Annotated in this window: 8 protein-coding genes; 4 read left to right on the plus strand and 4 right to left on the minus strand. The window is 66.1% G+C overall.

The features are described 5' to 3' along the window. The coding region (locus DBR23_RS06220) for a helix-turn-helix domain-containing protein (RefSeq protein ID WP_369882090.1) at positions 1–792 on the plus strand (792 nt) is incomplete at its 5' end. Positions 793–818: 26 nt separating this feature from the next. On the opposite strand, the gene DBR23_RS06225 is transcribed toward DBR23_RS06220, so the two are convergent. Further along, positions 819–1,280: an NADH-quinone oxidoreductase subunit B family protein gene (locus DBR23_RS06225; RefSeq protein ID WP_369817519.1), complete on the minus strand. Its 462-nt coding sequence runs from the start codon at positions 1,278–1,280 to the stop codon at positions 819–821. Positions 1,281–2,106: 826 nt separating this feature from the next. Here DBR23_RS06225 and priA point away from each other — a divergent pair. Next, positions 2,107–4,239, plus strand: coding sequence for a primosomal protein N' (gene priA, locus DBR23_RS06230; protein WP_108497658.1), 2,133 nt, complete (start codon positions 2,107–2,109; stop codon positions 4,237–4,239). Positions 4,240–4,329: 90 nt separating this feature from the next. Here the strand turns inward: priA and DBR23_RS06235 are convergent, their stop codons facing one another. Then, positions 4,330–6,291: a gamma-glutamyltransferase family protein gene (locus tag DBR23_RS06235; protein ID WP_056065546.1), complete on the minus strand. Its 1,962-nt coding sequence runs from the start codon at positions 6,289–6,291 to the stop codon at positions 4,330–4,332. A 336-nt stretch (positions 6,292–6,627) separates the two neighbouring features. Between DBR23_RS06235 and DBR23_RS06240 the strand changes: the two genes are divergently transcribed. Beyond that, on the plus strand, positions 6,628–6,909 hold the full coding sequence (locus DBR23_RS06240; RefSeq protein WP_056065545.1) for a cupin domain-containing protein: 282 nt from the start codon (positions 6,628–6,630) through the stop codon (positions 6,907–6,909). Positions 6,910–6,937: 28 nt separating this feature from the next. Here DBR23_RS06240 and DBR23_RS06245 read toward each other — a convergent pair whose 3' ends face one another. Next, positions 6,938–7,891, minus strand: a complete 954-nt coding sequence (locus DBR23_RS06245) for an AEC family transporter (RefSeq protein WP_056065542.1) — start codon at positions 7,889–7,891, stop codon at positions 6,938–6,940. Positions 7,892–8,002: 111 nt separating this feature from the next. Continuing rightward, positions 8,003–9,292 (minus strand): ABC transporter substrate-binding protein, encoded by a 1,290-nt coding sequence (locus DBR23_RS06250; RefSeq protein WP_108497659.1) that lies wholly within the window; start codon positions 9,290–9,292, stop codon positions 8,003–8,005. Between the two features lie 329 nt (positions 9,293–9,621). Between DBR23_RS06250 and DBR23_RS06255 the strand changes: the two genes are divergently transcribed. Continuing rightward, positions 9,622–11,721 (plus strand): ATP-dependent helicase, encoded by a 2,100-nt coding sequence (locus DBR23_RS06255; protein WP_108497660.1) that lies wholly within the window; start codon positions 9,622–9,624, stop codon positions 11,719–11,721. Positions 11,722–11,772: the final 51 nt, after the last annotated feature.

Below are 11,772 nucleotides of genomic sequence, written 5' to 3' on the forward strand. Positions count from 1 at the left end.
CTCGTGGACTGCGTGCGCGCCTTTTTCTGGCGCGACCTGGGCCGCCAGCCGCCCCACACCCCGGCGGACACGCGCGTGCCGCCCAGCCCCTACCCCGGCATCATCTGGCTCACGCGGGGCACGGCCCAGCTCGTGGAATGTGCGGGCGCCGCCACGGCAGCGGCTATGCCGGCCATCACACTCTCGGGCGCCCACCGACATCCTTACCACTCGGTCTCCTCCCTTGATGGTGATTCGTTCTGCCTGGCGTTCCAGCCCGGCGCGCTGGGGCTGCTCACCGGGCAGGACCTTGCGCCGCTGACCGACCGGGTCACGGACGCAACGACCTGGCTGCCCGCGGCCTGGCACCATTTCCTCGCGGCCGTCCACGCGGCGCCCGACCATGGGGTGCGTCAGGCGCTGTGCGTGGACTTCCTCACCCCACGCTGGGCGGTCGTGGCCGACCGGCATGCTGCCTGGTTGCAGGTGTTGCACCAGGCTTGGCAGCGCGGCGCACGCCAGGCCCTGGCCTCTGCGCTGGACTGGACGCCCCGGCACCTGCAGCGCCGCACCCGGCAGCTGGCGGGCCTGCGGCCTGGCGAGATCGAACGCATGCTGCGCGCCGAACATGCCCTGCTGGCCATGCGCGACGGCAACGCCGGTGCCCTCGATGCCGCCCTGCGCCATGGCTACGCCGACCAGGCGCATTTCAGCCGCGAGGCGCGCGCCCTGTTCGAAAAGCCCCCCGCAGCACTGAAGGCCCACACCCGGCGGCCGGGCGACGATGCGGACTGGCTGCTGCGGCGCAGTTGAAGCCGCCGCCCGCTGGGGTCTGCCGATTACCGCTGGATCACCTGGGGCCGCTTGATCTTGGCCTGCAGCTGCAGGATGCCGTAGAGCAGCGCCTCGGCCGTGGGCGGGCAGCCGGGCACATACACATCCACGGGCACGATGCGGTCACAACCCCGCACCACCGAGTAGCTGTAGTGGTAGTAGCCACCGCCGTTGGCGCATGAGCCCATGGAGATCACGTAGCGCGGCTCGGGCATCTGGTCGTAGACCTTGCGGATGGCGGGCGCCATCTTGTTGGTCAGGGTGCCGGCGACGATCATCAGGTCGCTATGGCGGGGGCTGGAGCGCGGGATGATGCCAAACCGGTCCAGGTCGTAGCGCGCCATGGCGGCATGCATCATCTCGACCGCGCAGCACGCCAGCCCGAAGGTCATGAACCACAGGCTGTCGGTACGTGCCGCCTGCACCACCTCGTCCAGCCGGGCCAGCACAAAACCGTCGCGCTCCATGGTGGGCGCATCTGCCATGGGGGAAGAAGAGTAAGTAGCCATGGCGGCATCGTCGCCACAAGTCGCCGCGCCGTCTTGAAGCAAAGCGACATGGACCGCTATGACACCAAGAACGCCAGACACTCCGGGCCCTGCGACAATCCCCGGGCATTTCGCAGCAGATCCGGCGTCCCCGCCAGCGCACTTATGCACAAAATTGGAGCATCCTCGTACCCGGCGCGACTTCGTGCGGCAACTTGCAAACAAACCTCATCGCGACGCTAAGTGCTTGATTTATATGGCGTTAAATCCCCTGCTTTTTTGACAGGCAATCCAGCCAAAGCACGAATTGACAAGGACTTGCGGAGCAAACCCAAGGGATATCAACAAAGTTATCCACAGAAATTCTGAATTTCTTACAAATCCCCTGTCAAATCAAGCACTTGCAGGCCATATCGAAGAAACGCATGAACATGGGCTCACGCCGCTAGCACAAAAAGGGGGCAACCTGTCCTCTTGACGAAGTCCTGCTGTCCGACTTATGCACACAAAACGTGATGCAGCGCAACATGGAGGCACTGAATCGGCTTAGCACAAAAATCCGGGGCAAATTTCTTCAGATGATTGATTCATAACGATTTTTTTGGAGTGCTGTATTTCCGGGCAATCTGTTCGCAGCCAGCATTCATGCGGCTTGGGCGGGGGTCCAGGCAGGATGTCAACAAAGTTATCCACAGAAATCCGGGATTACCCACACACCCACAGCAAATCAAGCACTTAGCCGCCAAAGCTCCAGACCACATCCACAACGCGCACTAAGCCTATTTCTCCTCCATAGCTCGTGTCTATGACCCTCTCCCTCGTCCACGTTGCCCTGCAGACGCCATCGCACAGTGGAGTCGGCGACCTTCTGAGCTACGCCAGTGAGCGCCCGCTCTCACCGGGTACGCTGGTGCGGGTGCCCTTGGGCACGCGCGAGGTGCTGGGCGTGGTGTGGGACGCCGACGAAGCCCCCGGTGAGCTGCCCGATGGCGCCACGCTGCGTCCCATTGCAGGTGTGCTGGATGGCGTGGCGCCCCTGGATGCGTCCTGGCGCCGTCTGGTGGGGTTCGCAGCACGCTACTACCAGCGCGCCTTGGGCGAGGTGGCCCTGGCGGCCCTGCCCCCTCAACTGCGCGACCTGCGCCCCGAGCAGTTGGCACGGCGGCTGCGGCGCCCGGCCAAGGGCGCAGGAGATACCTCACGTACTATTGAAAACATAGCACTCAGCGCAGAACAAGAAAGCGTCAGGGCCCGAATTTCCTCAGAAAAAGGGCCTTTCCTGCTGTTTGGCAGCACCGGCAGTGGCAAGACCGAGGTGTATCTGCGTTGCGTGCAAGAGATGCTGGAGGCCGACCCCACCGCCCAGGCGCTGGTGATGGTGCCCGAGATCAACCTCACGCCCCAGCTGGAAGAGCGGTTTGCAGGCCGCTTTGCCCCGCGCTTCGGCCCCGGCGCCGTGGTGTCGCTGCACAGCGGCATGACGAACCCGCAACGCCTGGCCAGCTGGCTGGCCGCCCATGGCGGCAGCGCGCGCATCGTGCTGGGCACGCGCATGGCGGTGTTCGCCAGCCTGCCCGGCCTGAAGCTCATCGTGGTGGATGAAGAGCACGACCCCAGCTACAAGCAGCAGGAGAGCGCGCGCTACTCCGCGCGCGACCTGGCCATCTGGCGCGGACGCGAGCAGGGCGCGAAGGTGATCCTGGGCTCCGCCACGCCGTCGCTGGAGAGCTGGTACGCCAGCCGTCCGGCCACGGCCGAAGACCCAGAAGGTGGCCGCTACGTGCGGCTGCACATGCCCAGCCGCATTGGCGCCGGTGCACTGGCCCGTGTGCGCCGGGTGGACATGAACCAGCAGCCCCGCCGCACCGTGTTCAGCGCGCCGCTGCTGCAGGCCATCACTGAGCGCGTGGCGCGCGGCGAACAAAGCATGGTGCTGCTGAACCGCCGGGGCTACGCCCCCGTGCTGCACTGCGTGGACTGCGGCTGGAAAAGCGACTGCCCGCACTGCAGCGCGCACCAGGTCTTCCACAAGACCGACCGCACCCTGCGCTGCCACCACTGCGGCTACACCGTGCGCGTGCCCTACCACTGCCCCACCTGTGGCAGCCCCGACATTCACCCCATGGGCCGGGGCACCGAGCAGCTCGAAGAGCAACTGGGCGCCCTGCTGTCCGAAGTGCTGCGGCCCGACCGCACGCCGGCCCGCATCGCCCGCATCGACGCCGACACCACCAAGGCCAAGGGCGCGCTGGAGGCCCAGCTGGCGCAGGTGCATTCCGGCGAGGTCGATGTGCTGGTGGGCACGCAGATGATTGCCAAGGGGCACGACTTTCGGCGCATCACGCTGGTGGCTGCGGTGCAGCCCGACGGCGCGCTGTTCAGCAGCGACTTCCGCGCCGCCGAGCGGCTGTTTGCACTGCTGATGCAGGCAGCGGGCCGCGCCGGGCGCGACGCCGCCTACATGGCCGCACAAGCGGTGCATGGCACGCAGCCCGAGATGTGGGTGCAGAGTTTTCACCCCCAGCACGCCGTGTTCGAGGCGCTGCGCAAGCACGACTACGAAGCTTTTGCCGCCCAGCAGCTCAAGGAGCGCGAAGAGGCCGCCATGCCCCCGTTCTCGTACCAGGCGCTGGTGCGGGCTGATGCGCGCACGCAGGAGGTGGCGCAGGGCTTTCTTACGGCAGCCACCGCCGCCGCCCACGCCGCGCAGTTGCCAGGTTTGCCCGATGGCACGGTGATCCTGTTCCCGCCCGTGCCCCTCACGATCCAGCGCGTTGCCAATGTAGAGCGCGCCCAGATGCTGATGGAGAGCAGCAGCCGCGCCACCCTGCAGCGCTTCCTGGCCGCATGGCAGCCGATATTGCAAGCCACGCGCAGCCAGCCGGAGCACAAGGGGTTGATCCGCTGGCTGGTGGACGTGGACCCGCTGGCGATCTGAGGCGCGCCCGCAGTCTTGCGCAGCGGCCAAAAACAACGAGGGCTGCGCTTTTCAACGCAGCCCCCGTCTCGTCAGAGCGTGGTTCGCCGATTACAGCGCGCCGTCACCCAGCACGATGCCTTCACGTCGCGGGTCCACGCCGCCTTCCAGCTTGGTCTGGCCGTTGCGGTTGACCCGCATGATGGTGGAGACGCCGCTCGACTGCGCGGCGTTGTTCACCGTGTGGCCCTTGGCCTTGAGGCCGTCGATCAGCCCGGTGAGGTCCAGCGCCGTGTTGGCACCATCCACGTTGGTGGTGGGGCTGTTGGTGGCGCCAAAGTTCACCAGCGATGTGGCTTGCTGGGCATCAAGATTCCAGTCCACCGCGCCGACCACGGTCTTGAGCACGTACTGGATGATGGTGCCGCCGCCGGGCGAGCCCGTCGCCATCACGAAATCACCCGGCTCTGTGCCCTTGAACACCAAGGTGGGTGCCATGGTGCTGCGGGGGCGTTTGCCGGGAGCCACGCGGTTGGCAATGGGCACACCCGCACCATCGGCCGGTTGCGCCGAGAAGTCGGTGAGCTGATTGGTCAGCAGAAAGCCGCCCACCATGTGGAACGAGCCCATGCTGGACTCAACTGTGGAGGTCATCGACACCACGTTGCCATAGGCATCCACGATGGAGAAGTGCGTCGTGCCGCGCTCCACCGTCTTGTCCACGCCCAGAGGCACATCGCCCAGCGCCCCTGCCGACGCCGTTCCCAGCGACTTGCCGTCCGGCTGGATCAGTGCCGCGCGCTGCTTCAGGTAAGCCTTGTCCAGCATGGTGGACACGCCCTTGCCAGGCAGCGGGATGAAATCGGTGTCGGCCACGTACTTGTCACGGTCGGCATAGGCCAGACGCTCCGCCTCGGACACCAGGTGCACACCCATCACACTCGGCACGCCGCCTTCATTGGTGGGATTGGTGGGGCCGTGTTTGGAAAGGTCGAAATTCTCCAGAATGCCCAGCGCCTGCGCGATGGCGATACCGCCCGACGACGGCGGCGACATGGTGCAGACGTAGTAGCTCGCGCGGTAGGTGGTGCACACCGGCTCGCGCTTTTTGGCCTGGTAGTTCTTGAGGTCGTTCACCGTCATCAGGCTGGGGGTGATGGGCGTCTTGGCCGCATCATCGCCCACCGCCTGGGCTGCCTTGGCCACGATGGCCTCGGCCAGCGGGCCGGAGTACATCGCGTTGGCACCGCCGCTCGCCAACGTGCGCAGTGTCTGGGCGTAGGGCAGGTTGGTCGTCACCGTGCCGGTGGCCTTGGGGGTGCCGTCGGCGTTGAAGAACGCGGACACCGCATTCGCGTCCAGCGCCAGGCTGGCGGCGTTGCCCTTGATCGCGTCGCCCATGCGGCCGGGAATGCGGTAGCCGTTGGTGGCCAGCTGGATGCCTTCGTCAAACAGCTTTTCCCAGCCCAGCTTGCCATGCTCCTTGTGGGCCATGTCCAGCATACGCATCACACCCGGCACACCGATGGAGCGGCCACTGCGCCGAGCGCTGGGCACGGGCGCAGCGGACGAGGCATCACCCTGGTCCTGGCGCACCAGGTAGTAGCCGTTGGCGGCTGCGGGTGCGGTTTCACGGCCGTCGTACGCCACGACCTTCTTGGTGTTTGCGTCGTAATACATCATGAAGGCGCTGCCCGCCAGCGTGCTGGACTGCGGCTCCACAAGGCCCAGCACAGCCTGCACTGCCACGGCGGCGTCCACCGCAGTGCCGCCGGCCTTGAGCACGTCACAGCCGGCCTTGGTGGCCAGCGGGGTGTTGGCCACCACCATGTACTTGCTCGATTGCTTGGCCTTGTAGCCCAGGCGGTAGCCCGATGCCGCCTCGGGCGCAGCCGGGTCGCCCGCCACGCCGGACCCCACCACCACGGCCGAGCCGGAGCTGGACACCACCGAGCAGCTCTGGGCATTGTTGTCCACGGCCAGGTCGTTGTCCGAGCCGCTGCCGCAGCCCGAAAGCACCAGCGCAACGGCCACGGGCGTGAGTGCCCACAGCACAATATTCCTCTTCCTCATAGTGAATCTCCTGTTGTTGTCCGTTCGTGGGCATGGATTGACCACGTGGCATCGTCGGCGCAAAAAGCATGCCCTGTCGAATGTTTTTTCGTATCGTTTTCTCAAGGCAGCCATCTCAGGAAGGCAACGACAGGCAGGCCAAGGCGGCGGCACGACAGCGGCACGGCCACATTGTCTGGACGACGCCTGCGCGCGAGCCCCGCATGAAAAATCGAAGCAAATCCGGCGGTAGCGCCAGTGCATCATGCGCTGGTAGCTATCATTTTTGATAGTCCGAGTCCCCGCTCTGGCTTTGAGCCTGCACCTACACTGCCCCGTACCGCAGCAGGAGACCCCATGACCCCCGAACAATTTGCAGACGAACTGGCCCGCGAAGGCTTTGAGCCCGCCGTCACCGTGACCCGCGAAGCCGGGGGCATGCTAGGTGACCACACCCACCCGTTCGAGGCCAAGGCGCTGATCCTGTCGGGTGATATCCGCATCGCCACGGCTGCGTCAGAACGTGTGTACCAGGCGGGCGATGTCTTTCACCTGGCGGCCGAAGAGCCGCACTCGGAGTTCTACGGCATGCTGGGAGTGCAGTATCTGGTAGGGCGCAAGACACCCCCGGCGGCCTGACACCGCCGCACCGCAGCAGCCTGGCGGCTCAGGTCAGCAGCGCGACGGCGGCGGAGAAGCTCAGAAACGCCAGCGCAGTGGACACCAGAATGATGCGCGCCACCCGCCCGTTGTTGGCGCCGAATTTCTCGGCCAGCAGCGACACGTTGCTGGCGCTGGGCAGCGCCGCCAGCAGCACCATCACCGTGAGCGCAAAGGGCGTGAGCGGCACCCCCAGCGCCATGGCCGCCGTGCCTGCGCCCCACACCAGCAGCGGGTGCACCAGCAGCTTGGCAAGCGCCACCGGCACGTAGTCCCGTGCAGGGACCTGCTCGTGCTGGTTCATCTGCGAGCGGGCCAGCACGGCCCCAATGGTGAACAGCGCGACGGGCGAGGCCGCGTCGGCAAGCATGGCGATGGTCTTGTCCACCGGACCCGGCAACTTGAACTGCAGGGCCGATGCGAGCGCGCCCAGCGCAATCGACCAGGGCATGGGGTTGGTGGCCATGCCCCTGAAAGCGCTTTTCAGCGCCACGCCCACGCCGTGGGTGCCCGCCCCATCCAGGCGCGAGAGCGCAATACACAGTGAACTGGTGATGACCATGTCCACCACGATGGTGACGATGGCGGGCCCTGCGCTCTGGGCACCCAGCAGTGCGACCAGCAGCGGCACACCCATGAAGCCCGTGTTCGGGAAAGCTGCGACGAGCGCACCAAAGGCCGCGTCGTTCCAGCCGATGCGCGCGTTGCGCGTAAGCGCCACCGTGGCGCCCACCATGACCAGCGCACACAGCACATACACGCCTGCCACGGCCGGGTCCAGCAGTTGGTGGATGGGTGTGCTGGCGCCAAAGCGGTACAACATGCACGGCAGCGCAAAGTACAGCACGAAGGCGTTGAGCCCCGGGATGGCAGGTTGCGGCAGCACGCCGCGCCGTGCGGCGAGGTAGCCACAGAGCACGAGCGCAAAGAAGGGGAAGGTGACGAGCAGGACGGACAGCACAGCCCGATTGTCCTTGTTGCGCCTGCAGCCAGGGTCTGCGGCGCCCGGGGTGGTCAGCGCAAAGTCAGGTGGGTGGGCTCGCGGGCGGCGAGCGCAGACATCCGCTTTTTGTTATTGCTTGCGCTGAATGATGAGGTTGCGCTTGGCATCTTCCGGGTAGGCAAAGGTGATGGCGCCGTTCTTGACCATGCCCATGACCAGCATGTTGCGCGTGATCGCGTCCTTGTCCTGCGCGCTGAAGGGCTTGTCGTAGGTGGTGACCACGCCGTAGTAGGTCTTCATCTTGCCCTCCAGCGATTCCTTGATGGCCTTGCCGTTCAGGTTACCGTCGCGGATGCCGAGGAACGAGTACATCAGCAGATAGGTGGCGTCGTAGGCGTTGGCTGCCGCCATGGGCACGGCCACCTTGCCTTGGTACTTGCGGGTGTAGCTCGACAGGAACGATGCCCGGCGCTCGTTGCTGGGCTCGGCGATGAAGGTCTGCACCATGAGCGCGCCCTCGGCCGCGTCCTTGGCGCCTTCGAGGAAGAAGGGGAAGGACAGCGGCCACGGCCCCACCTGCGGCACCTTCCAGCCCAGCGCCTTCTTGCCGTTGGCAATGGTGGCGTTCTCCGGCCCCACGGTGTAGCTGTAGACCACGTTGGCACCCGCGTTGCGCGCCGCAGTCAGCTCGGCCGTCAGGTCCTTCACCCCCAGGTCAAAGCGCGCCACATGCACGGGCTTGAGGTTCTTGGCGGCCAGTGCGGCCACCACATCGTTGTAGCCGCCTTCGCCATAGCCGGTCTTGTCGGCAAAGATGGCGACCTTGTCCCAGCCGCGTTTGACGATGTCGTCCACCAGGAAGGGCGCCTGGATCGCGTCGCGCGCCTGCACGCGGAAGATGTAGCTGTCGGGCGCGGGATATTTGGCCGTCACGGCTGTGCCCGTGGCGCAGGGCACGATGAGCGGGCTTTTGGCGTCCTGGAACAGGTCGATGGCCTTGAGCGCCACGCCGGTGTTGCAAAAGCCAATGGTGGCGACGACCTTCTCGGCCAGCAGTTCCTGCGACACCTTGCGGCCTTGATCGGGGTCGGCCCTGTCGTCCTTGATGACCAGCTCCAGCGGGCGGCCCAGGTAGCCACCCACGGCATTGATCTCGTCCACCGCCAGCTTTATGCCATTGAGCATGGGCACGCCAAAGTCGGCCGACGGCCCCGTGAACGGCCCCACCACGCCGATGCGCGCGGGGGCGTTGCCCCCCACCTGCGCATGCGCCACCCGTGGCAGCAACGCCGCACCCGCCAGCACACCGGCAGCCGCCAGGGCGGACCAGGCGGTCCATGCAGGCAGTGGCAACCGACGGCGACCCGCCCGGGGCGCGGCGGCAGTCAGAGCGATGAAAGGCGGGGTGGCAGGGTTCATGGCGGTGCTCGGTTCACAACACTCCCCTCCCGACAAAGGGAAGGACTCGCCAACCAGTATCAAATTGTGAAAACAAAGCCCCTAGCGGGGTTTCCCGGAGCACAGGGCCCGCGCGCGGGTCCGGCAGCGGCTCCGTCAGCAGCCTGTCAGGCGCTGGTCGCGCATGGGGCGGCGGCCGATACCCTCGCACCGTAGCCGCCGGGGGCGCGCCGGTATCATTGCGCCCTTGCGCGGCACACCCCTCGGTTTGCACCCCGCGCCCGTGGCGCCCACCGCCCCGCGCCCTGCCCGGTTTCCGCCCTCCGCCTCTTCCTGCCCTCACCCTCTCCATGTCTGCCGGTCTCAATCTCGCCCAGCTCCAGGCTGTCCACTACACCGACGGGGCCTGTCTCGTGCTGGCAGGCGCGGGCTCGGGCAAGACACGGGTGATCACGATGAAGATCGCCCACATGATCGAAAAGGGCATGGACCCCAAACGCATCGCGGCCATCACCTTCACCAACAAAGCCGCCGCCGAGATGCGCGAGCGCGCCAAGGGCCTCATTGGCCGGCGCGCCAAGGATGTGCTGGTGTGCACCTTCCACGCGCTGGGCGTGCGCATGGTGCGCGAGGACGGCCATGTGCTGGGCCTCAAGCCGCAGTTCAGCATCCTCGACGCCGATGACGTGACGGGCATCCTGAAAGAAGCCTCGGGTGGCACCACCGACATGGCCACGGCGCGCCAGTGGCAGTGGGTGATCAGCAAGTGGAAGAACATGGGTCTGACCTCCGAACAGGCGCTGGCCCAGGCGGCGGACGACAACGAACGCATCATCGCCACGCTGATGGCCCGGTATGAAGAGCGCCTGGCGGCCTACCAAAGCGTGGACTTTGACGACCTGATCGGCATGCCGCTGCGGCTGCTGCGCGACTTCCCGGAGGTGCGTGCCAAGTGGCAGACGGCCCTGGGCCATGTGCTGGTGGACGAGTACCAGGACACCAACGCCACGCAGTACGAGCTGCTCAAGCTGCTGGTGGGCGAAAAGGGACATTTCACCGCTGTGGGCGACGACGACCAGTCCATCTACGGCTGGCGCGGCGCCACGCTGGACAACCTCAAGAAGTTGCCGGTGGACTACCCCCACCTCAAGGTCATCAAGCTGGAGCAGAACTACCGCTCCACCAGCGCCATCCTGCGTGCGGCCAACAACGTGATCGGGCCCAACCCCAAGCTGTTCCCCAAAACCCTGTTCAGCGAACTGGGCGAGGGCGAGCCGGTGCGTGTGGTCGATGCCGACAACGAGGAGCACGAAGCCGAGCGCGCCGTGGCCCGCATCCAGAGCCTGCGCGCGGCCAGCAACCCGCCGCCGGACTGGAAGAGCTTCGCCATCCTGTACCGCGCCAACCACCAGGCCAAGCCGTTCGAGAAGGCACTGCGCAAGGCCAACATTCCCTACAAGGTCTCGGGCGGCACGAGCTTCTTTGACCGCGCCGAAATCAAGGACCTGTGCGCCTGGTTCCGGCTGTGGATCAACAACGACGATGACCCGGCGTTTTTGCGCGCCATCACCACGCCCAAGCGTGGCATCGGCCACACCACGCTGGCATCGCTGGGGGCCTTTGCCACCCAGCACAAGCAAAGCATGTTCGGCGCGCTGTTCAACGGCATGCTGCCTGCGGCTGTGCCCAAGCGCGCCATGGACGGCCTGCACGAGTTTGGCCGCTACATCAATTACCTGGAGTACAGCGCCCGCCGCACCCATGGCGCCGAAGAGGCCCGCGCCTTTTTGAACGAATGGCTCAAGGAAATTGGCTACGAGCAGCACCTGTACGACAACGAAGACAGCGAAAAGGTGGCGGCCGCCCGCTGGAGCAACGTGATGGAGTTCTGCGACTGGATGGCCCAGCGCGCGGGCGGGCAGATCGACGATACGGCCGGTGCCGTGGTGGCCAAGGAGACCAAGAGCCTGCTGGAGGTGTCGCAGACCATTGCGCTGCTATCCACCATCAGCGAGCGCGAGCAGGAGCAGGACATGGTCACGCTCTCCACCCTGCACGCCAGCAAGGGGCTGGAGTGGCCGCATGTGGTGCTGGTGGGCGTGACCGAGGGCATGCTGCCCTTCAAGCTGGACGACGACGAAGGCCGCCAGCAGAAGGTGACCGACGATGTGCTGCAGCGCCTGCAGGAAGAGCGCCGCCTGATGTACGTGGGCATCACCCGCGCCCAGCGCACCCTGGCCGTGAGCTGGACCAAGCGCCGCAAAAAAGGGCGCGAAATGGTGGCCGCACAACCGAGCCGCTTCATCGCCGAAATGGGCCTGGACAAGACCACCGCCCGCGAAGACCCGCGCGAGAAGCTCAAGGCCCTGCGCGCCGAATTTGCTGCCAAAGCCCAGGCCACCACTGCGGCCAACGCGGCTGCGGCCGCCAACCCGGCGCCCACTGCTTGAGAGCGCGTACGCACATGGCACAACACCCCGCCACCGATACCACCCCACACC

Source organism: Acidovorax sp. HMWF018 (assembly GCF_003061035.1).
Lineage (GTDB): Bacteria > Pseudomonadota > Gammaproteobacteria > Burkholderiales > Burkholderiaceae_C > Acidovorax > Acidovorax delafieldii.

What these genes read in the sequence shown, in the direction of transcription:
- DBR23_RS06255 (WP_108497660.1), top strand. Translation starts at nt 9,622, where the DNA reads ATGTCTGCCGGTCTCAATCTCGCCCAGCTCCAGGCTGTCCACTACACC.
- priA (WP_108497658.1), top strand. Translation starts at nt 2,107, where the DNA reads ATGACCCTCTCCCTCGTCCACGTTGCCCTGCAGACGCCATCGCACAGT.
- DBR23_RS06250 (WP_108497659.1), bottom strand. Translation starts at nt 9,292, where the DNA reads ATGAACCCTGCCACCCCGCCTTTCATCGCTCTGACTGCCGCCGCGCCC.
- DBR23_RS06240 (WP_056065545.1), top strand. Translation starts at nt 6,628, where the DNA reads ATGACCCCCGAACAATTTGCAGACGAACTGGCCCGCGAAGGCTTTGAG.
- DBR23_RS06235 (WP_056065546.1), bottom strand. Translation starts at nt 6,291, where the DNA reads ATGAGGAAGAGGAATATTGTGCTGTGGGCACTCACGCCCGTGGCCGTT.
- DBR23_RS06225 (WP_369817519.1), bottom strand. Translation starts at nt 1,280, where the DNA reads ATGGAGCGCGACGGTTTTGTGCTGGCCCGGCTGGACGAGGTGGTGCAG.